Source organism: Escherichia sp. MR (assembly GCF_005280595.1).
GTDB lineage: Bacteria > Pseudomonadota > Gammaproteobacteria > Enterobacterales > Enterobacteriaceae > Escherichia > Escherichia ruysiae.
Window position 1 is genome coordinate 1 of the sequence record NZ_SZVK01000026.1, and the last position, 21,762, is coordinate 21,762.

Below are 21,762 nucleotides of genomic sequence, written 5' to 3' on the forward strand. Positions count from 1 at the left end.
TGATAGAAACAGAAGCCACTGGAGCACCTCAAAAACACCATCATACACTAAATCAGTAAGTTGGCAGCATCACCCAAAATGGCGATGCAGATCGAACTCAATGCGTTGCAAGTAAACCATAAACTGTGCCAGCGCCATCAGGTTCTCTTCAACGTTCAACGATGGCGACTGTAGAAGGTGCCAGGCAAAGAGATGCACAATCTGTTGGATCTGATTAACCGGCTGCTGCCGGGCGATGATATTGTTTTTCGCCTTCGCCAGCAGCTCATCTTGTTCATGCACTAACATGCTGTCGGCATCGAACAATACCAGCCGGGCTACTTCCGGACATGAAAGCGTCATCGAATAACGAGTTGTATCCGCGTAGTGCTTTTTACAACGTGGATAAGTAGAACAGGTAACTGAAAGCGCGTTGCCTCCCAGCTCGCGATGAACCAGGCAGAGTTTATTTTCGTCGAGAAACGGACACTGCCCCTGCGCGTCCAGCTTAATTCTCGAATATCTTTGTTTACCTTTTCGCACCAGCATCAAATTCTCTTTCGCCAGCCTGGAAATTTCCAGATGGTGTGCGTTGAGGTAATCATGATGAGTTTTCTTGTCGATATCTATTTGCCATCCCTGACAACAGGAAATCAGGCAGTCAGGTCCGACACAGGAAAACTTCTTCACAAACTCGGGTTTGATCACTTTATGGATTTGCATAACATTCTTCGCGTTTAAAAAGCGAACAGTAACATGCTGTCAGAAAAAAATGATAACGCCATAACATGACGATTTAATAAGCATTTCACGCGTTTCATAAAGATAAAGAATAATGCTCGACCTCATCAAATTACCCACGCTATTTGTCAGCGACGCTAATGCAAAAATATTTCGTTGCGACGTGATAAGAGATTTCAATGCTTTTGAATAACGACCGACGCAAACTATGAAGGATACTTATGAGAAAAATATTTATGATTCCGACGAGGATAATATAAAAGCCTCACGGTCGATTTTATTTTCAGACTGCTTCTGGCTGGCGATAATAATGTCAGACGTATCAATGGTCTGCCTGTTATTGCTCAAGATGCGTAACTATTGCTGAAAGGCAACATAAATATGCCTTATATGAACAGAGCCATCCTTGCCATTTTTGCTATCATGCCTGCATACATAAATGACAAAACCGTATGTAGAGGGGAAAAATGGGTTCCACCAGAAAGGGGATGCTGAACGTTCTAATTGCCGCCGTATTGTGGGGAAGTTCAGGTGTCTGCGCACAATACATCATGGAGCAAAGCCAGATGTCATCGCAGTTTCTGACTATGACGCGACTGATATTTGCCGGTTTTATTCTGCTAACGCTCTCCTTTGTCCACGGCGATAAAGTCTTCTCAATCATTAAAAATCATAAAGATGCCATCAGCCTGCTGATTTTTTCCGTTGTTGGCGCACTGACCGTCCAGCTTACTTTCTTACTGACAATTGAAAAATCCAATGCTGCTACAGCAACGGTGCTGCAATTTTTATCACCAACGATTATCGTGGCATGGTTCTCACTGGTACGTAAATCACGCCCCGGCATCCTGGTTTTTTGCGCCATTCTGACATCGCTGATTGGTACGTTTTTATTGGTGACGCACGGTAATCCGACGTCATTATCGATCTCTCCTGCTGCGTTATTCTGGGGTATCGCCTCGGCATTTGCTGCCGCATTCTATACAACATACCCCTCAACGCTCATTTCCCGTTACGGCACGTTGCCAGTGGTCGGCTGGAGTATGCTCATTGGAGGTCTGATCCTGTTGCCCTTTTATGCCGGACAAGGAACAAATTTCGTGGTTAATGGCAGCCTGATTCTGGCATTTTTCTATCTGGTGGTAATTGGAACTTCGCTAACCTTTAGTCTGTATCTGAAAGGCGCACAGTTAATTGGCGGGCCAAAAGCCAGCATTTTGAGCTGTGCAGAACCATTAAGTAGCGCGCTGCTCTCTTTGCTGTTGCTGGGGATCACTTTCACATTACCTGACTGGCTGGGAACGCTGCTGATTCTGTCATCGGTGATTTTGATTTCAATGGATTCCCGCCGCCGCGCCAGAAAAATGTGATCGTCTGGCGCGGCGCGGTTGATAATTACCAGCCCGGCACCGCGCCACCGTTAAAGATAGTTTCTGCCGCTTTAGCAACTTCTGGTGATTGATAAGATTGCAAAAATTCCTTCACGTTTTCTGCATCCTTGTTATCTTCCCGCGCCACCAGAATGTTCACATACGGCGAATTTTTATCTTCAATAAATACGCTGTCATGCACCGGGGAAAGCCCGGTTTGCTGAATATAAGTCGTGCTGATAATCGCCACATCCACTTTCGGGTCGTCCAGTACACGCGGCAACTGTGCCCCCTCCAGTTCCATTATCTGCAAATGACGCGGGTTATCGGTAATATCCAATGCCGTTGGCAGTAAACCTTTCCCTTCTTTCAACGTAATCAGTTTCTCTTTTTGCAAAAGTAACAGCGCCCGCCCAAGGTTGGTCGGATCATTCGGAATCGCCACTGTCGCCCCATCTTTTAGCTGATCGACCGTTTTAATTTTTTTCGAATATCCCGCCATGGGGAATACAAAGGTATTTCCCACCGCCACCAGTTTATAACCGTGCGCCTGATTATCCTGTTCAAGGAAAGGGCGATGCTGGAATACATTGGCATCCAGTTCACCATGATCTGTTGCATCGTTCGGCAGCAATGAACCGCTAAATCCAATCAGTTCAACCTCAAGGCCATACTTCTCTTTAGCCACTTTTTTTGCGACTTCCGCCACATCTTGTTCGGCACCGTTTATGACGCCAACTTTAATGTGTTTGGTATCGCTGCTTTGCTGGTCGCAGCCTACCAGTAGTATTCCTGCCAGTAATAACGCTGCTCCTGTTCGTAGATGATGTGTTGTCAGTTTCATTTTTTATCCTTTTATTAATGATGACCTGACTATAGCGGTAAGGTCGCTGCGGTTAAAAAACGAAATGCTATCGATAAGAAGAAAAAGGAATAAAAGAGGAATATAAGGTCTGGCACTTCTTACTGAATACTAAAACGCGTTTCGTACAGCATGATTAGAGCGATGAAAACAAACTACACTTATGCTTCATTCGATGCCATTTGTAAAAAGGTAGAACTCATGAAACCAACGACGCTGCTTCTTATTTTCGCTGTTTTCGCGATGCCGGGTATCGTGTATGCCGAGTCGCCTTTTAGCTCGTTACAATCGGCGAAAGAGAAAAATACGGTATTACAGGATTTGCGAAAAATTTGTACCCCGCAGGCATCGTTATCAGATGAAGCGTGGGAAAAGTTAATGTTGTCTGATGAAAGCAATAAACAACACATACGCGAAGCCATCGTGGCGATGGAGCGTAATAATCAGAGTAACTACTGGGAAGCGTTGGGCAGGGTAGAATGCCCGGATATGTAAGAGCGGCAACAGCCACTGACCAACACTTCTTTAACCTGATATCAGGATTTCTTCATTTTCACCTTTGCAGTAACCAACAGCGCGGTAAGCAACATCAACGTGCCGGACAATATTAACGGCGAAGTCAGGCCAATGTTATCCAGTGCATAACCGCCAATTGCCGCGCCGCAGGTATTGGCAAGCTGAATAACAGCCACCTGAATAGATCCCGCCTTTTCTGCCTGGTCGGCTAATGAGCGGGTGATCCACGTTGACCAGCCCACGGGAATTAAAGCAAAGGTCAGCCCCCAGATAATCGCCACACCGGTAGCAATAATTTTATCGCTTCCCCACAACGTCAGTACCAGTGCACTAAGAGCAAGCACTAACGGTGCTCCCGCTAAGGCCAGTTTTACTGAACGTTTAAGAATGATCGACGAAAGCGACGTACCGACAAAACTGGCGATACCAAAACTCAACAGCACCAGCGTTAAGCCATCTACGCCGAATCCCGCCAGATTCATATATACCGGTCGAATATAGGTGAAGAAAGCGAATTGCCCCGCAAAGGACATAAAGATAGCGATCATCCCGGCCATCACCCCCGGACGCTGCAACAGACGGAAGGTATTTTGTTTCTGATGCGAGGGTTCGCCAGGCAGCGAAGGCAATGATTTGATAATGCAGATAATACACAGCACGCCCATCACCGCTGCCGCATTAAAGACATTGCGCCAGCCGATAAGCTCGCCTAAAAAGCTGCCTAACGGCGCGGCAATCACCAGCGCAATAGAAACCGCGCCGAAGATCACCGACAGCGCCTTCGGCACCGTACGAGGCGGCACCAGACGCATGGTCAGTGACGCTGACATCGCCCAGAATCCGCCCAGCGCCAGCCCCAGACAGGCTCGACCGATTAATAACATTCTGAACGAGCTGGCAAAGGAAACCAGTAAGCAAGAGAGCGTCAGCAAAACGGCGAACAAAATAACAACGTAGCGGCGGTCGGTGGCCTGAATTGTCTGGGTAATAAACAAACTGGCAAACATCGCCACAAAGGCGGTCACGGTCACCGATTGCCCGGCAAGCCCTTCCGAAATGCCTAAATCCTGCGCCATCGGCGTCAGCAAACTGACAGGTAAAAACTCAACGATAATCAGGCAGGCGACGCAAAACGCCACCGAGAAAACGGCTGACCAGTTCGGTCGGGTGATGGCATCCGCGCCACAGTTTTCTTCGATATGTTCACTCATGGTGTTACCCGTGGCATGTTTCAGGGGAAAAGCCGGTCAGTTTAGCATTGAAATGTGTGACGTATTTAACGTTTCTGCAACTTTTACGGTGTTGCTTGAGCTGGAGTTAAGATCGAAACGGAACAGGGCAAAGATTACCGAATGCGGCATGAACGCCTTATCCCCCCTACAGGTCAGGCGCGGTCTGTAGGCTGATAAGACGAAGCGGTTTTAATGCAGCCAGTGAACGCCCTCGGCAGGCTGAAAGAACGCGTTATAGCGCATCTGGAAAGCGTTAATCTCCTGCATTTCAGGTTCAGTTTCGCGCAGAAAACCCAGCGCCAGCCTGACCTGTGCGTCGGTAATGGGAGCTGCGAGGCGGGCTTTTTGTAAAATTCGATGCCATTGCAACAGGTTCTGTTCGCTACCATCGACAATGACAATTTGCCAGATGAGCAACACCTGCGCAGCATTTTGCAGGTGCGACTCATCCGGGCGATGCAGATAACGTAAAAATTCGTCACCCGCTGACTTTCCCATCTGATCGACCATCGATTCGACGGGTACGACATCAATATTCAGCCGATCGCTGAGACGGCGAATCGCCTTTCTGGCCCCGGATGTCAGCACCCGAAAACCAACCACAAACACCACCGCCAGTGTGGCAAGCATAATCCAGATCATGAGTTCTCCTGCGTAACCGGCCCTCATGATATCTGGAAACACTTATCAGATACTAATCCACCAGGATGATTTTCAGCGCAAACAGCGCCGCTACAACCACCACACACAGGTTCAGATCGCGCCATCGTCCGGTACAAACTTTCATAATGCAGTACGACATAAAGCCCAGCGCGATACCTTCAGTGATCGAGAAAGTAAAGGGCATCATCACCGTAGTAATAAATGCGGGCACCGATTCGGTAAAATCATCCCAGTTAACGCGCGCCAGACTTGAGGTCATTAACACGCCCACGAAGATGAGCGCCCCGGCAGTCGCATAGGGTGGAACCATTGCCACCAGCGGTGAGAAGAACATAACCAACAGGAACATAACGCCGACCACAACCGCAGTCAGCCCCGTGCGGCCACCGACCGCCACACCAGAAGTACTTTCAATATAGGCAGTAACAGACGAGGTGCCGATAAACGCACCCGCCACCGAACTGACGCTATCGACATACAGCGCCTTATTCATATTGGGGAATTTACCGTTACTATCTATTAAGCCAGCTTTATCAGTTACCCCAATTAATGTTCCTGATGAATCAAATAGGTTGATCAGCATAAAGGAGAAAATGATACCGGCAAGTTCAAGCGACAACGCGCCGCTCAAATCGACTTCACCAATGACACCGCTAATATCGGGTGGAATGGAATAGATACCGCTAAAATGAACATCACCGAAAAATAATCCACAGCAGGAAGTAACAACAATAGAAACCAACACCGCCGCATGAAAATTACGTGATGACAACACGGTTATAATAAAAAAACCTAAAATACCTAACAACACGCCGTGAGAACTTAAATCGCCAATCATAACCAGCGTATCTTTATTGGCGACAATAACACCGGTATTTTTTAATCCCATCAAGGCAATAAATAACCCGATACCACTGGTGATACCAATACGTAAACTTAATGGAATGTTGGAAATCATCCAGTAACGGATACGAAAGAGCGTGAGCAAAAACAGTCCGATTGCGCCCCAGAATATGGCTCCCATCCCGGTCTGCCAGGAGATCCCCATCGCCCCCACGACCACGAACGCGAAGAAGGCGTTCAGCCCCATTGCCGGTGCCAGCGCCACGGGTAAGTTAGCAAATATCCCCATCGCAATACTGCCAATACCGGCAATTAAACAGGTGGTGACAAATACCACTTTCGGGTCCATTTGTGCCGCGCCAAGGATTTGCGGGTTAACAAAAACGATGTACACCATGGTTAAAAAAGTAGTCATCCCCGCAATCAATTCTGTGCGGACGGTGGTTCCATGTTGAGGAAGTTTAAATAATCGCGAAAGCGTCCCTGATTCATTACTCACGTAATCGGTATTGTCATTATTCATTTTTTTGTCCATTGAAGGAAATTTAAATCCTTGCTTTTGTAAAACAAATGACAACACTGGTTCAGTGATAATTATCACATTTCAATTGCACATTAATGGATATTCTTTAATAATCTCGCGACGTTTCTTTATGATAAATAATAATCAATTTGATAAAATCAAAATGAGAAAAACATGAATAATTCTATTAGCCATAAATTTCATTACATTAGTCGGAGCGAATACCAGGAATTGTTAGCCGTATCCCGTGGCGAAGCCGTTGCCGATTATATTATTGATAATGTCTCTATTTTGGATCTGATCAATGGCGGAGAAATTTCCGGCCCGATTGTGATTAAAGGGCGTTACATTGCTGGTGTTGGCGCAGAATACGTCAACGCTCCGGCTTTGCACCGAATTGATGCTAACGGCGCAACGGCAGTACCAGGATTTATTGATGCTCACCTGCATATTGAATCCAGCATGATGACGCCAGTCACCTTTGAAACCGCCACCCTGCCACGCGGCCTGACAACTGTTATTTGCGATCCCCATGAAATCGTCAATGTCATGGGCGAATCCGGATTCGCCTGGTTTGCTCGCTGCGCAGAACAGGCAAAGCAGAATCAGTATTTGCAAGTTAGCTCTTGCGTACCCGCACTGGAAGGCTGCGATGTAAACGGCGCCAGTTTTACTCTCGAACAGATGCTCGCCTGGCGAGATCACCCGCAGGTTACCGGTCTCGCGGAAATGATGGACTACCCTGGCGTAATTAGCGGGCAGGATGCGCTGCTCGATAAACTGGACGCGTTTCGCCATCTGACGCTGGACGGTCACTGCCCCGGTTTAGGCGGTAAAGAACTTAACGCCTATATTGCTGCCGGTATTGAAAACTGCCATGAGAGCTATTTGCTGGAAGAAGGCCGTCGGAAATTACAACTCGGCATGTCGTTGATGATCCGCGAAGGATCCGCTGCCCGCAACCTCAACGCGCTGGCTCCGTTAATCAACGAATTTAATAGCCCGCAATGTATGCTCTGTACCGATGACCGTAACCCGTGGGAAATCGCCCATGAAGGGCATATCGATGCCTTAATTCGCCGCCTGATCGAACAGCACAATGTGCCGCTGCATGTGGCATATCGCGTCGCCAGTTGGTCAACAGCGCGCCATTTTGGTCTTAATCATCTCGGTTTACTGGCGCCCGGCAAGCAGGCCGATATTGTCCTGTTAAGTGATGCGCGTAAGGTCACGGTGCAGCAGGTACTGGTGAAAGGCGAACCGATTGACGCGCAAACCTTGCAAGCACAAGAGTCGGCGAGACTGGCGCAATCCGCCCCACCGTATGGCAATACTATTGCTCGCCAGCCGATTTCCGCCAGCGACTTTGCCCTACAATTTACGCCCGGAAAACGCTATCGGGTCATTGACGTTATCCATAATGAGCTGATTACGCACTCCCGCTCCAGCGTCTATAGCGAAAATGGTTTTGATCGCGATGATGTGTGCTTTATTGCCGTGCTTGAGCGTTACGGGCAACGACTGGCTCCGGCCTGTGGTTTGCTTGGGGGCTTTGGTCTGAATGAAGGTGCACTGGCTGCGACGGTTAGCCATGACAGCCATAACATTGTGGTGATCGGTCGTAGTACGGAAGAGATGGCGCTGGCGGTAAATCAGGTGATTCAGGATGGCGGCGGGCTGTGTGTGGTGCGTGACGGTCAGGTGCAGAGCCATCTACCGTTGCCCATTGCCGGCCTGATGAGCACCGACACGGCGCAGTCGCTGGCGGAGCAAATTGACGCCCTGAAAGTTGCCGCCCGCAAATGTGGTTCGTTACCGGATGAACCGTTTATTCAGATGGCGTTTCTTTCCCTGCCAGTGATCCCCGCGTTGAAACTGACCAGCCAGGGGTTGTTTGATGGCGAGAAGTTTGCCTTCACTACGCTGGAAATTGCGGAATAAAAAAATGCCCGGCGTCATGCCGGGCAAAAGTCACCAGTTACGTTTATGCCACTGTCAACTGCTGAATTTTTTTCTCGCGGCGGATTTTGCGTTCTTCCATCACCGCGACTATCGCCATCAGACAGATACAGCCAATTGCGGCGATATCCAGCGCGGCGAAGGTTCCAGCCCAGCCGGTGAGGCCGAATACCGGAGTACCATCGGCAATCATCCCCAGACCTAACTTGGCAAAGCTGTCACCAATCAGGTAGGCGAAGGTGCCTTTAATCCCGTCGGCAGCGCCGATCGCTTTTTTCGGTACAAAGCCAACTGCGGCCACACCAATCAACAATTGCGGGCCAAATACCAGGAAACCTAATGCAAAGAGAGAAGCCAGGTAGATATATTGATTGCTGGCGTGCTGATACACACCGAGTGTCGCGATAATCAGCGCCAGCGCGATGCAGGCTACAAGGCCACGGCGACCGTTCGCCAGGTCAGAGAGCCAGCCCCACAGTAGAGTACCGACCAGTGCGCCTGCTTCAAACAGCGTAAAGCCCTGAATCGCCACCGCTTTAGAGAGTTTCAGTTCCTGGAACGCGTACACGGTTGACCACTGGTCGATACCAATACGCACCACGTACAGGAAGATGTTGGCGAAGCACAGCAGCCAGATCACTTTGTTTTTCAGCACATACTCAACAAAGATCTGCCACTTGGTCATATCCGTGGATTCCGTCTCTTTGTCCTCTTCGCTGATCTCTTCACCAAACAGTTCTTCGGCTTTACCGAGGCCATACGCTTCAGGGGAGTCACTGCCGTAACGCAGGCCGATAAAACCGACAATCAGCGCGATAATCGACGGGAAAATAAACATGCCGATCACATGACCGTCGAACAGGTAATTTGCGCCGAACAGCGCCACACCCGCCGCGCCCGCACCGCCGAGGTTGTGGGAAATGTTCCAGAAACCGAGAAACGTCCCGCGCTTACGACGCGGCGTCCATTTGGTGATGGTGGAATAACTGCATGAGCCGCCAGTACTCTGGAAAAAGCCGCTTAAGGCGTAAAACGCAATCATCAGGAACAGGCTAACCGATCCGCTGCCCATACTGGCGCTGAAGCCCAGCATACAAATGGCAGAGAGGATCAGCATGAAAGGCAGGAACTGTTTGGTGTTTTTGCCGTCGGCGTAGTAGGAGACCAGCGTTTTACCCACGCCATAAGTGATGGAGAAGCCCAGGCCGATCATCCCCAACTGCGTCATGCTCAACCCGTAAGTGGAGATCATGTCGTTCTGCGCAATGTTAAAGTTCTTGCGAATCAGATACATCGTCAGGTAGCCAATAAAGACCACCAAGTAGGATTGCATGAACGGTTTGAACCACATTTTGCGCCGCACTTCGAGCGGAAGATCCAGAGTCGGCTTGCGAACCTGGTTGAGGAAAGCCAGCATGGGTTACTCCTGATTTCCCATCATTCTTCAAGCCGCAGGTGCTTTAGCTGCATGTATTCCTGCAACTTGAATTAATTGGGGAAAGAATTAATGAATGATGGCATTGTAAAAATCAGCAGCCAATCAGGCCTGAGATAGTGTCCAGGCAAAACCTGGAAAATTTCTTAGTTTTGCCGGATATGAGGTAAAAAGGTGAGATGTATCACGCTTCGCGCGGTGCCTGAGCATTCAAAAAGGGCAGTAATAGCAAGGCCGAGATCCCGGCGGCAATGGAGATAACCACAAAAAAACCGCTCCAGTGCCAGGTATCGAGCACTTTCGCCAGCGGCCAACCAGCAAGCGACGCCCCCAGGTAAGCAAACAAGCCGACAAACCCCGTCGCCGCCCCTGCCGCTTCTTTGTGGGAACACTCTGCTGCTGCCATACCGATTAACATCTGTGGGCCAAAAACAAAAAAACCAATGGTGAAGAAGCAAGTCGCCTGCATCACGTAGCTGGCAAACGGCATTAGCCACAGCGAGCCGACTGATAGCAAAATCCCGGCGGCGAAAATCAAATTCATCGGCCCACGGTTGCCGTTAAACAGTTTGTCCGAACCCCAACCGGCAACCAGCGCACCGATAAATCCGCCCAGTTCAAACATCGTCACTGCTGTATTCGCCGTGACCAGATCGACGCCCAGCGTCTCGGACATGTACAAGTTGCCCCAGTCGTTGATCGCTGCGCGAACCACGTAGACCAGCACGTAGCAGAACGAAAGCAACCAGATATACGGATTCAGCAACACATATTTGGTGAGGATCTCTTTACGCGTCAGCCCTGCGCCTTCCTGCTGCTGGGCGACCTCCAGCGCGTCGTGTCGCCATTCGCCGACCGCCGGTAAACCTAATGCCTGCGGGCGATCGCGCAGTCGCCAGCAAAGAAAAATCCCCACGACTATCGCCATACAACCGGCAACCATCATCCCGATACGCCAGCTGTGATGCAGCGCAACTGCCGCCATCACAATAGGGATCAACGCGCCGCCAACGTTATGCGCCGTGTTCCATAACGCCCACCAACCGCCGCGCTCGGTACGTGAATACCAGGCGGTTAACAGCCGCGCACAAACCGGCGAACCCCAGCCCTGGAAAAAAGCGTTCAACACCCAGAGCACGGCAAACGCCCATAGCGAAGTGGAAAATCCAAACAGAATGTTGATGATGCCAGTCGCAATAAGCCCCATCCCCATAAAATAACGCGCATTTGAGCGGTCGCTGACAATGCCGGAAACAAACTTCGACAAACCGTAGGTGATGTAAAACAGGGTTGCTAACAGGCCGATATCGCTACGACTTAGCACGCCAGTGGCAAGGATTTCTGGCATAGCGGCGTTAAAACTCTTACGCGTGAAATAAAACAGCGCATAGCCCAACCAGATTGTCAGCAAAATATGCCGACGCCAGTAACGATAGCGGGCATCAATTTCACGTTTATCGCTTATCAGCGGCGCGTCGGCAGGTGCTTTCAGGAACTGCAACATCATCAAGCCTTACACATAACGTTGGGGTAGAGAGACACTGACGCGCGTGCCGTGCAGACAGGATATGGTCAAGGTGCCACCCAACGCCGTTACGCGCTCGCGCATTCCGGTGAGACCAAAACCGTGTTGCCCTGAATCTGGCGGCAAACCGCTACCATCGTCGTCAATCACCAGCATTAATCGCCCAACCTGCTGCCAGCCTTGCAGCGTGACCGCACTGGCATCGGCATGTTTCACAATGTTGTTCAGCCCTTCCTGGCAGACACGAAACAGCGTCACACGCTGGTTTTCACTTAATGCTGATTCATCTATCTGCCATTCAAGATGACTGACAATGCCGCGACCTTCCAGCTCCATTTCTCGCATCAATGAACGGATAGCCTGCTCCAGGGTGAGATCATCCAACTGGCGCGGACGTAACCGTCCTAATAAGCGGCGCACCGCGTCGTAAACGCCCAGCGACAGTTGTTCGATTAACTGCCCGCTCTGCTTCACGCTGGCGTTATCTGCCGCCAGCCGCTGAACAATGCCCGCCTGAGTACGAATGGCGGTGATGGTCTGACCGATATCGTCGTGCAGTTCACGCGCCACATCGCGGCGCACGCTCTCTTCGGTTTCCAGCAAACGTTCGGCAAGATGCTGATTGCGTGCCAGCTCCTTTTGCAGCGACTGGTTAAGTTCACGCAACCGCTGGATGCCTGCGCCCAGTAACAGCCCTGTCAGACTTTGCACCAGAAGCGAGAGCAATAAATCTACCGGATGATCGCGCCATGTCTGGCTGGCAATCAGCGCAATGGCATTCATCAACGTCGCAATCAGCGCCCCTTGCCAACCATAGTGCCAGGCCAGAGCGATAATCGGCAGCGCCAGGCAGAATGGCGTAAAACGCGACAGTTCGTTCGGCAGTCCCAGTTGCAGCCAGAGGCTGATAACAAACAGCAGCAAGTACCAAATCAGATGCCGCCCGCGCCAGTTTATCGGCTGAGAAACCAGCGACGGCCCCAGCGGCAGCCAGGTGTTATTCGCCAGGTAGTGCCAGAACACAAGGCAAACAGGAGCCAGCGTCAGACCACCAGTTAAGGTTAATAACAACGCGTTCCACGATTCGTTACCATACCCGTGCCAAAGCCAGGGCAGCGACTGTAACAACGCTGCCGCCGTCAACGCAGCCCCCTGTAACAACAATGTGCGCCAGTCGCGCTGATGGCGAAAGCGGGAAATCAACGCCACGGGCAGTAACGTCAATAAACTACCGATCATCAATAATGGAAAATGCGTTAACCCGACAGCCTGCGTCAGCCAGTAAATCAGCAGCCATTCCGCGCCCAGCAACACGGGCCAGTATCCGCGCGGGCATTGCAACATCAGCCCCAGTCGCAGACCAAACGGAAACAGCAATACCGCCAGATCCGGTCGTTCAACCAGATGCAGGCTAATACTCCACAGGCAAAACCATGCGGCAGAGAAGATAAAAAAGCAGGAAATTACAGTATTTAAGCGGGAGAAAAATGTCTTCATCACCAGCCATCAAACATGCGGCGAGCCAGTTCAACATCGTTACTGACGCCCAGTTTGTCCATCAGATTAGCGCGATGTACGTGCACAGTTTTCGGCGACAAGCCCAGTTCGGCGGCAATCTCTTTCACCGCCATCCCTTGCGCCAGCTTTTCCGCTACCTGACGTTCGCGTTTGGTCAGCGGATCCTGACGACCGGATGCCAGTTTAATGGCGATATCTGGCGTCAGATAACAGCCGCCCGTGGCAACGGTATGCACCGCAGCGATCAGTTCGTCCGAGCTACAGCGTTTGGAGAGAAAGCCGCGTGCCCCTGCATTGAGCGCCTGTTCAACCAGCGCCGGACTGTCGTGAACGGAGAGCATAATTGTCGCCATGCCTTTCGGTAGTTGGCTTAGCAGCTCCAGACCGGAAATATCCGGCATAGAGATGTCGCAAATACACACCTGCACACCGCGCCCTGGCAACCCGGCCAGCGCCTCGCGCCCCGAACCAAACTCGGCAACTACCTGCAAATCAGGTTCCAGCCCCAGCAACTGCGCAAAGCCGGAGCGGACGATAAGGTGATCGTCTATAAGGGCAACGGTTATCATGGTCTTGTCCTGGCGGGTAAAAAAAACGCGCTTACCTTAACGATAAGCGCGCCGCTGTTCAAGCCTTGAGCGGTTACTGAAAGAACACAGCAATCTTGTTAAACATGGTCGGGTCGGACTGATTACGCTGCACTTTTACCACATCTTCCAGTTTGTCTATCTGGCTTATCATCTGCTCCAGCCGCTGATCATCATTCACCAGTAGCCAGATATGGCTTTTGTCGCTGTCCTGAACAGGCAGACAGAGAATGCCCTCAACGTTAAAGGCGCGGCGGGCAAAAAGCCCACAAACGTGGGTCATTACACCAGGATGGTTGCGAACGGTGAGTTCCAGAATCACGTTGTCATGAGTTGTATTTTGCATGGTTTATTCCCCCACCATTTCAGTATTCGCCGCACCTGGCGGCACCATCGGGTAAACTTTTTCTTCCGCATCAATCCGTACATGGATCAGTACCGGACCAGGGCGATTAATCATTTCCTGCAATGCGGCCTGCGGATCGGCTTCGTTATTCAAATCACACGTTTCGAGGCCGAATCCGGCGGCAATCTGCATAAAGTTGATTTTGCCCGGATAAGTGGCAGCAAAAACACCCTGCTTGTAGAACAGACTTTGTTGCTGATGCACCAGCCCCAGAGCTTCGTTGTTCATCAGAATGATTTTGACATCAAGCTGGTTTTCGCTGGCGGTGGCCATCTCCTGAATATTCATCATCAGACTGCCGTCACCGGAAAAACACAACACTTTGCGATCGGGGTTCGCCAGCGCCGCGCCAATCGCCGCAGGCAGGCCGAAGCCCATCGTACCCAGCCCACCGGAGGTCAGCCACTGACGTGGGCGATTGAGCGGATAGGCCTGCGCCGTCCACATCTGATGCTGACCAACATCAGTGGTAATAATCGCGTTGTCATCCACGCAGGCGGCAACGGCATTAATCAGGCCGTAATGTGTTAACGGATCGCACGCTTTTGGAATTGGACACGGGTATTCGCGCTGTAAATCAGCCACCAGTTGATGCCACTCTGCTCGCGGCTGGGCTTCCACCTGCGGGATCAGTTGCGCCAGCACGTCATCGACATCCGCCTGTATCGCCACATGCGGTTGCTTCACTTTACCCAGCTCTGCGCGGTCAATATCCACATGGATGATTTTGGCGTTCGGACAGAACTCCTCCGTTTTGCCAATCGCCCGGTCATCAAAACGTGCTCCGAGAACAATCAGCAGATCCGCCTCCTGCAAGATATAGTTGGTGCTGCGCACACCGTGCATCCCCAGCATACCCAGCGACAGTGGATGCGCTTTCGGCAACATGCCCAGCGCCATTAAGGTCATGGTGGTGGGCAACTGGGCTTTCTCTGCCAGTTCACGCACCCGTGCAGGCGCGTTAATGACACCGCCCCCCAGATAAAGCACCGGGCGTTTGGCGGCGTTAATCATTGCCGCAGCGTCACGAACGCTTTCTTCGCTAAAGGTGGGGGCGGCGGCTTTTTCTGCCATAACAGGTTGTTCTTCAATCTCAAAAACCGCTGTTTGCACATCCTTAGGAATGTCTATCCACACCGGGCCAGGACGGCCTGATTGCGCAATGCGGAAGGCATCGCTCATGACCTGCGGGAGTTCTTCGATATGTCTGACCAGATAGTTATGTTTGGTGATGGGGATAGAGATGCCGTAGGTATCGACTTCCTGGAAAGCGTCGGTGCCAATCATTGAGGCAGGAACCTGACCGGTGATGCAAATCAGCGGGATAGAGTCCAGCCGCGCATCGGCAATGGCAGTCACCAGATTAGTCGCCCCCGGCCCACTACAGGCCATGCAAACTGCGGGTTTGCCGTCGGTACGCGCCATCCCCTGGGCGATAAATCCCGCGCCTTGTTCGTGACGAGCCAGAATATGGCGGATTTGCGTGCTTTGGCTTAAGGCGTCATAGACAGGGAGAATCGAGCCGCCAGGTATCCCCGTCACAATCTTAATGCCCTGCTGTTCCAGAAAATGAACGATAAATTCTGCGCCAGTAAAACGCTTGCGTGTCGATATTATGCCCGAACTTGCCATACTCCAGTCCTTTTCTTCTGAGCCGACTTTCCGGGGGCGCTTAAACGAAAAACCCCGCCCGGTTTGCGCCGGCGGGGTTTTGGAATCGTGTGTTGTTCCAGTCCCTACGGCGCATTGCCGACGACCACCACCACACGCACGACGACCACTGCGGCGGATGGCGCAGTTGGTAGTAGTTTTGCGTTGAGCATGGAAATAGTCATTGGGGACCTTGTTGGTTTTGTGTTTAACAATATTTATACAAGCACAGGTTTACAGGGGAGACAATGGAAAATTTTTCATCAAAGGAAAATTGAGGGATTGATCACGTTTTGTACTGAATCGCAGGTAACAAAAAACCCCGCCGGAGCGAGGTTTCGTCAGCCGCTCGCGGCTGGTAACCGCAAAGCACACTGTATTATGTCAACACTGAAAGTATACGTGTTCCGCATAGAACACGCAATTTCGGCACGAATTTTGACTTTTTTAACGCATAGTCGAGTATCGATCACAGTTTGCAATTTGTCCAAAAATTACTGTTTATTTATACAGTGCACCTCTATAATATCACTGTACGCAATGTGTTATGCGGGGCCGCATCGTTACCCGGCGCACTAAGTCCTGGCTGAAACGGGTGGTGCCGTCAGCGCCTTAACCCCGCGTGAGCACACTGTGTTATGTCAACAGCACAACGTTTCTCCTTGAGAGACCGCGTGCACAACAGCTGGCAACAGGCAGCGGAAAGGTACGTCGGCTGGTAGTGCTCCTGAACCACAGGAGACGCGTATGAGCCTGGTGGATATCGCCATTCTTATCCTCAAACTCATTGTTGCAGCACTGCAACTGCTTGATGCTGTTCTGAAATATCTTAAGTAATTCAGATTCAAGCCGCACTAAAGGGGAGCGGGAAACCGCTCCCCTTTTATATTCTGCTTGCAAATGGGTGTCGGATGCGATGCTGGCGGATGTGGCGTTAAGGTTTTATCCCTATTCCGGCAACATTTATTGCCGCTTTTGTTTATATATTCTGCCGTTTTTCTTATTACTATTCCTCATATATATCTGGCTAACATTTATCAATGTGATAGATTTCTCTCCCGCATTTATTCGAATGCGTAGTAACTTATTCTAAATATATTTTTATAAGCGTCTGTGATAATGAAAAGGCATAGAAACGTCAATTTATTATTGATGTTGGTATTACTCGTGGCCGTCGGTCAGATGGCGCAAACTATTTATATTCCTGCTATTGCCGATATGGCGCGCGATCTCAACGTCCGTGAAGGGGCGGTGCAGAGCGTAATGGGCGCTTATCTGCTGACCTACGGTGTCTCACAACTATTTTATGGCCCAATTTCCGACAGGGTAGGTCGCCGCCCGGTGATCCTCATCGGAATGTCCATTTTTATGTTAGCAACGCTGGTTGCGGTCACCACCTCCAGCCTGACGGTATTGATTACTGCCAGCGCAATGCAAGGGATGGGAACCGGTGTCGGTGGTGTGATGGCGCGTACATTGCCGCGTGATTTGTATGAACGGACACAGCTACGCCACGCTAATAGCATGTTAAATATGGGTATTCTCGTCAGCCCTTTGCTCGCACCACTCATTGGCGGTCTACTGGATACCATGTGGAACTGGCGAGCCTGTTACCTGTTTTTACTGGTGCTTTGTGCTGGTGTGACCTTTAGTATGGCACGCTGGATGCCAGAAACGCGCCCTGTCGATGCACCGCGTACGCGTCTGCTCACCAGCTATAAAACGCTCTTTGGAAATGGCGGTTTTAACTGCTATTTACTGATGCTGATTGGCGGTCTGGCAGGGATTGCCGCTTTCGAAGCCTGTTCTGGGGTGCTGATGGGCGCAGTATTAGGGCTGAGCAGTATGACGGTCAGTATTTTGTTTATTCTGCCAATTCCGGCGGCATTTTTCGGTGCATGGTTTGCCGGACGCCCGAATAAACGGTTCTCTTCGTTAATGTGGCAGTCCGTTATCTGTTGCCTGCTGGCAGGACTGATGATGTGGATCCCCAGCTGGTTTGGCGTAATGAGTGTCTGGACACTGCTCGTTCCCGCAGCATTGTTCTTTTTCGGTGCCGGGATGCTGTTTCCGCTGGCAACCAGCGGCGCGATGGAGCCTTTCCCCTTCCTGGCGGGCACGGCTGGCGCACTGGTCGGCGGTCTGCAAAACATTGGTTCCGGCGTGCTGGCGTCGCTCTCCGCGATGCTGCCGCAAACCGGCCAGGGAAGCCTGGGGCTATTGATGACCTTAATGGGAATGTTAATTGTGCTGTGCTGGCTGCCGCTGGCGACGCGGATGTCGCAGCAGGGACAGCCCGTTTAACTTACGTCACCACAGCATCGTCATCAGCTCCACAGGAGAACGATGCTGCTTTATCAAGTCGCGCATTACCCGCATGTGCGGCGCGGAGTGGGAATAAAAAGCCTGATAGCCAGCACAAAGTACCTTATCCGGCTGACCATCCCCGGCATGAGGGCAAAGGAGATACCAGTCACACTCCTGACACCCCCTCTGTGGTTGTTGGCTTTCGTTCCCGCACCATTTTTGCAGCGTGACATCAAAAAGCTCGATTGATATACGACTGATATCTGTCCGCACCCAACACTCGAACAGGGCGATTAAAAATTGTCCCCATAACTCGGTTGTCACCGACGCTGCCGTCAGCTCGCCTCGGTCATTAAATTCTATATGGGGAATGAGTTGCACGGCGCGGATGCCCCTCTGTTTTAAATTCTTATAAAAATCACCTGGTTGTAATGTATCTTTATACTCTACAACCAGTTTATGCCTGTCCTCTTTAGCATCTATAACCTGACTTCCTGTCATGTGATTCTCTCAATTAATACGATAAGTTGGTGTATATGCGTAACAGCAAACAGTATTGCGAGAGATAACACCGCGAGGGAGATCATAAATTTGTCACGGATTACGCAAATTTGGGAAAAATCGCTATTAGCCACATCCATTAAATTACGATTTCGTGTATAGCGCCAGAGGATTAGTGCCACAAGGGCGAGGATGCCAATAGAAATCCAGAACAATATGCCTGACTGGTGCCAGTTATGTTTGATTGCCAGCGCCATCAACGCACCGTAGCCCAGCATGGTACGAAACCATGCCAGCGATGTGCGTTCCGGCTGAAGGCCTGGGTCGGCAATCCGTCTGGCTTTGCGGCTATCCGGCATACAACACCAGTCCCATAACGACCACCGCCACGATCATCAATATTAAGCTGATGATTAATAAGCTGTTTGTGTAGGGTAAATCTTCTTTCAGACGCATCGCTTTTTCATTGCGTAACCAGCGCAGGTAGCCATACATTGCCAGTCCGCCAGAAAATAAGCATAGCAATAACGCCAGCAGCTCGCGAATGACGGGCGTGGCGAAGTCTGGCGCAAGTTGATCCAGCCCCACACCTGCTGCCAGAAACCCTAATGCAGTACGGATCCACGCCAGAAATGTACGTTCATTAGCCAATGAAAAGCGGTAATCAGGCGCTTCTCCGAGGCGGGAAATTTTCATTGTTGCTCCTTTGCAATTTCACAATAGCGATGTTTTATCCGTCTCTTTTTAGGAATTTCGGTTGATGTTTTCTTTCCTGACCGGCGGCTCGATGATGTTCAGAAATACCAGGTGGAGTGCCATTTACGGCGACTCCACCCGGAAAAGAGTTAACCGATACTCCAGAAGAGCACCGCCAGTAATTGGGGGGTGATAATGCGCAGGAACATGACTAACGGATAGACCGTGGCGTAAGAGAGCGCCGCCGCACCGCTGGTAGGATGAAGATTATTGGCAAACGCCAGCGCCGGAGGATCGGTCATAGAGCCAGCCAACATCCCGCACATCGAGAGATAATTCATTTTGGCTAACATCCGCGCCAGAATGCCGACTGTAATCAGCGGAACAGCGGTGATCAGGGCACCATAACCAATCCAGCTTAGTCCTTCGCCATTGACCAGGGTATCGACAAAATTCCCACCGGATTTCAGACCCACTACCGAGAGGAACAGTACGATCCCCAGCTCCCGCAGCGCGAGGTTGGCGCTTGGTGGCATAAACCAGTACAGCTTGCCGATACTGCCAATACGCCCAAGGATCAGCGCCATAATCAGCGGCCCCCCCGCCAGCCCCAGCTTCAATGCCGCCGGGAATCCAGGCACAAACACGGGAATGGAGCCTAACAACACGCCAAGACCGATACCAATAAACACCGGTAACATCTGAACCTGTTGCAGTTTTTGCTGCGCATTACCTAATACATTGGCAACGGCATCAATAGCAGAAGGCCGCCCCACCAGGTTGAGGATATCGCCAAATTGCAGGCTAATATCGCCACTGGCGACCAGTTCAACCCCGGCACGGTTCAGGCGCGAGATAACAACGTCATAGCGTTCTTTAAAGTGCAGGTCGCGAATACGTTTACCGAGCACATTTTCATTGGTGACCACCACGCGTTCGACGCGCAAATCGGTGCCTTTCGTTGATAGCGAAGTATCCACCTCCTGACCAATCACCAACTGTGCATTATGCAAATCCGCAGGCTGTCCCACCAGATGCAGCAAATCGCCAAGTTGGATAATGGTATCTGGCGAAGGTACTTTTAGGGTTTCTTCTCGTTTCAATCGTGAGCAGATAACTTTATCGCCATTAAGAATTGGCACATCTTTAATGGCTAAATTATGCAAATTAGGGTTTTCAACACGGATGTTAATCGTCCTGATTAGCGCACCGCCGTTGGTTCGCGTGGACTCGTGCTGCTGGGCCTCAGTCTCAACATTGACGCGGAAAATAACCCGCAGCATCCACATGGTGAACAAAATCCCACAAATGCCGAATGGATACGCCATCGCGTAACTCATCCCCATCTGATCGACCATCTCCATCGGTGTGCCGAGGTCGCGTAAGATTTGCTGACCTGCCCCCAATGCTGGCGTATTGGTGACCGCGCCAGAGAAAATCCCCAGCACCACAGGCAGTGGAATATCGAAAAGTTTATGCAAGATTGCAGTAACCAGACCGCCGATAATGACTATCAGAACAGCAAACAAGTTGAGGCGTAACCCGGAGACGCGCAATGAGGCAAAGAAGCCCGGCCCCACCTGAATCCCGATGGTATAAACAAACAGGATCAGGCCAAATTCCTGGATAACATGCAGCATATCGCTACTTAATGTCATCCCAGCCTGAGAAACGAAATGGCCGACGATGATCCCACCAAACAGCACGCCGCCAATGCCTAATCCTATGCCGCGAAACTTGACGTTGCCGATAAACAAACCGACGACCGCCACCAAAGCCAGAATACTGACTGTTAATGCTATATCACTCATCGTCCATTTCTCTTGAAATAACATTTTAATTACCAGGGATTATGGCTGAATCGGTGAAGCAGATTTGCCTTATGGCGCACATTATCACGGGAAAGAGAGTGCCGGAACATCTTAACCTGACGAAAATTAATACAGAGTTGAAGATGGTTGATAAAAAAAGCCCCACCAGGCTGGCGGGGCAAAAAGAATAGCTAATTAGCTATTTAACGCGGGACGTTCGCTGATAGCGATACGCTGCGCAGCGATGGGTTCAGGCTCATTACGAATTAAATCAATATGCAGCAAACCATTAACGAAGGTTGCGCCAGAGACTTCCATATTTTCAGCCAGCGTAAAGCTCAGACTAAATGGCTGATTCATAAGCCCTTGATGCAACCATTTTTTCTCTTCTTTTGGCTGCTCAGGCGTGCCTTTTACGCTCAGGCGCGTACCTTCCAGTTGAATCTCTAAATCTTCCTGACGGAAACCAGCCAACGCCAGGGTTATGCGGTAGTGGTTATCGTCGCTTTTCTCAATGTTGTACGGCGGGAAGCTCTGGCTTTCACCGGCGTTTTGCAATGCGTTAGCCAGTTTGTCAAAACCGATCCATTGACGCATCAGTGGGGATAAATCGAAGTTACGCATAGTCATTTCTCCTT

The 21,762-nt window shown here is 50.6% G+C and carries 21 protein-coding genes and 1 pseudogene; 5 read left to right on the forward strand and 17 right to left on the reverse strand.

Going from position 1 to position 21,762, the window contains the following annotated elements; all coding sequences use genetic code 11:
• Positions 1-75: 75 nt before the first annotated feature.
• A pseudogene (fliB, locus tag FC814_RS12605) lies at positions 76-702 on the reverse strand (flagellin lysine-N-methylase); the annotation flags it as partial.
• Between the two features lie 485 nt (positions 703-1,187).
• Between fliB and FC814_RS12615 the strand changes: the two are divergent.
• Complete coding sequence (locus FC814_RS12615) at positions 1,188-2,090, forward strand: carboxylate/amino acid/amine transporter (protein WP_000535939.1); 903 nt, start codon at positions 1,188-1,190, stop codon at positions 2,088-2,090.
• 25 nt (positions 2,091-2,115) lie between these two features.
• Here FC814_RS12615 and nlpA read toward each other — a convergent pair whose 3' ends face one another.
• Complete coding sequence (gene nlpA / locus FC814_RS12620; protein WP_000779439.1) at positions 2,116-2,934, reverse strand: lipoprotein NlpA; 819 nt, start codon at positions 2,932-2,934, stop codon at positions 2,116-2,118.
• 219 nt (positions 2,935-3,153) lie between these two features.
• Here nlpA and yicS point away from each other — a divergent pair, with 219 nt between their 5' ends.
• Positions 3,154-3,447 (forward strand): protein YicS, encoded by a 294-nt coding sequence (gene yicS, locus FC814_RS12625; RefSeq protein WP_010350505.1) that lies wholly within the window; start codon positions 3,154-3,156, stop codon positions 3,445-3,447.
• Positions 3,448-3,488: 41 nt separating this feature from the next.
• Here yicS and nepI read toward each other — a convergent pair whose 3' ends face one another.
• From nepI to adeQ, 3 genes are all read right to left on the reverse strand, one after another.
• A complete protein-coding gene (nepI, locus tag FC814_RS12630; RefSeq protein ID WP_032226856.1) occupies positions 3,489-4,679 on the reverse strand; it encodes a purine ribonucleoside efflux pump NepI in 1,191 nt (396 codons plus the stop codon).
• 210 nt (positions 4,680-4,889) lie between these two features.
• Positions 4,890-5,342: a DUF1198 domain-containing protein gene (locus FC814_RS12635; protein ID WP_010344415.1), complete on the reverse strand. Its 453-nt coding sequence runs from the start codon at positions 5,340-5,342 to the stop codon at positions 4,890-4,892.
• A 52-nt stretch (positions 5,343-5,394) separates the two neighbouring features.
• Positions 5,395-6,729 carry an adenine permease AdeQ gene (gene adeQ / locus FC814_RS12640; RefSeq protein WP_016159934.1) on the reverse strand — a complete coding sequence of 445 codons (1,335 nt, stop codon included), beginning with the start codon at positions 6,727-6,729 and terminating at the stop codon, positions 5,395-5,397.
• A 174-nt stretch (positions 6,730-6,903) separates the two neighbouring features.
• Here adeQ and adeD point away from each other — a divergent pair, with 174 nt between their 5' ends.
• Positions 6,904-8,670 (forward strand): adenine deaminase, encoded by a 1,767-nt coding sequence (gene adeD, locus FC814_RS12645; protein WP_137326012.1) that lies wholly within the window; start codon positions 6,904-6,906, stop codon positions 8,668-8,670.
• A gap of 43 nt (positions 8,671-8,713) precedes the next feature.
• On the opposite strand, the gene uhpT is transcribed toward adeD, so the two are convergent.
• From uhpT to ivbL, 7 genes are all read right to left on the reverse strand, one after another.
• Positions 8,714-10,105, reverse strand: coding sequence for a hexose-6-phosphate:phosphate antiporter (gene uhpT, locus FC814_RS12650; protein WP_000879190.1), 1,392 nt, complete (start codon positions 10,103-10,105; stop codon positions 8,714-8,716).
• A gap of 202 nt (positions 10,106-10,307) precedes the next feature.
• Positions 10,308-11,627: an MFS transporter family glucose-6-phosphate receptor UhpC gene (uhpC, locus tag FC814_RS12655; RefSeq protein ID WP_137326023.1), complete on the reverse strand. Its 1,320-nt coding sequence runs from the start codon at positions 11,625-11,627 to the stop codon at positions 10,308-10,310.
• 9 nt (positions 11,628-11,636) lie between these two features.
• Complete coding sequence (uhpB, locus tag FC814_RS12660; RefSeq protein WP_137326024.1) at positions 11,637-13,145, reverse strand: signal transduction histidine-protein kinase/phosphatase UhpB; 1,509 nt, start codon at positions 13,143-13,145, stop codon at positions 11,637-11,639.
• Positions 13,145-13,735, reverse strand: coding sequence for a transcriptional regulator UhpA (gene uhpA / locus FC814_RS12665; RefSeq protein ID WP_137326013.1), 591 nt, complete (start codon positions 13,733-13,735; stop codon positions 13,145-13,147). Before uhpA ends, uhpB begins: the two co-directional genes overlap by 1 nt.
• A 73-nt stretch (positions 13,736-13,808) precedes the next feature.
• Positions 13,809-14,099 (reverse strand): acetolactate synthase small subunit, encoded by a 291-nt coding sequence (gene ilvN, locus FC814_RS12670; RefSeq protein WP_001181709.1) that lies wholly within the window; start codon positions 14,097-14,099, stop codon positions 13,809-13,811.
• A gap of 3 nt (positions 14,100-14,102) precedes the next feature.
• Positions 14,103-15,791 carry an acetolactate synthase large subunit gene (gene ilvB, locus FC814_RS12675; RefSeq protein WP_137326014.1) on the reverse strand — a complete coding sequence of 563 codons (1,689 nt, stop codon included), beginning with the start codon at positions 15,789-15,791 and terminating at the stop codon, positions 14,103-14,105.
• A 104-nt stretch (positions 15,792-15,895) separates the two neighbouring features.
• Positions 15,896-15,994: an ilvB operon leader peptide IvbL gene (gene ivbL, locus FC814_RS12680; RefSeq protein ID WP_016159932.1), complete on the reverse strand. Its 99-nt coding sequence runs from the start codon at positions 15,992-15,994 to the stop codon at positions 15,896-15,898.
• Positions 15,995-16,556: 562 nt separating this feature from the next.
• Here ivbL and tisB point away from each other — a divergent pair.
• Entirely contained in the window at positions 16,557-16,646 is a 90-nt protein-coding gene (gene tisB / locus FC814_RS12685; RefSeq protein WP_000060506.1) for a type I toxin-antitoxin system toxin TisB, read from the forward strand.
• A gap of 282 nt (positions 16,647-16,928) precedes the next feature.
• Positions 16,929-18,113 carry a multidrug efflux MFS transporter EmrD gene (emrD, locus tag FC814_RS12695; RefSeq protein ID WP_024212485.1) on the forward strand — a complete coding sequence of 395 codons (1,185 nt, stop codon included), beginning with the start codon at positions 16,929-16,931 and terminating at the stop codon, positions 18,111-18,113.
• 6 nt (positions 18,114-18,119) lie between these two features.
• On the opposite strand, the gene FC814_RS12700 is transcribed toward emrD, so the two are convergent.
• The 5 genes from FC814_RS12700 to ibpB all read right to left on the reverse strand — a co-directional run bounded on the left by FC814_RS12700 (position 18,120) and on the right by ibpB (position 21,748).
• Positions 18,120-18,617 carry a radical SAM protein gene (locus tag FC814_RS12700; protein WP_000148080.1) on the reverse strand — a complete coding sequence of 166 codons (498 nt, stop codon included), beginning with the start codon at positions 18,615-18,617 and terminating at the stop codon, positions 18,120-18,122.
• Positions 18,614-18,976, reverse strand: coding sequence for a DUF202 domain-containing protein (locus FC814_RS12705; protein ID WP_001113440.1), 363 nt, complete (start codon positions 18,974-18,976; stop codon positions 18,614-18,616). The genes FC814_RS12700 and FC814_RS12705 overlap by 4 nt, the downstream gene beginning before the upstream one ends.
• On the reverse strand, positions 18,966-19,313 hold the full coding sequence (locus tag FC814_RS12710; RefSeq protein WP_085461480.1) for a YidH family protein: 348 nt from the start codon (positions 19,311-19,313) through the stop codon (positions 18,966-18,968). Before FC814_RS12710 ends, FC814_RS12705 begins: the two co-directional genes overlap by 11 nt.
• 149 nt (positions 19,314-19,462) lie before the next feature.
• The gene (locus tag FC814_RS12715; RefSeq protein ID WP_024165177.1) at positions 19,463-21,124 is read right to left on the reverse strand and encodes a putative transporter; all 1,662 of its coding nucleotides are present in this window, start codon (positions 21,122-21,124) and stop codon (positions 19,463-19,465) included.
• Positions 21,125-21,319: 195 nt separating this feature from the next.
• The gene (gene ibpB, locus FC814_RS12720) at positions 21,320-21,748 is read right to left on the reverse strand and encodes a small heat shock chaperone IbpB (protein WP_001243431.1); all 429 of its coding nucleotides are present in this window, start codon (positions 21,746-21,748) and stop codon (positions 21,320-21,322) included.
• Positions 21,749-21,762: the final 14 nt, after the last annotated feature.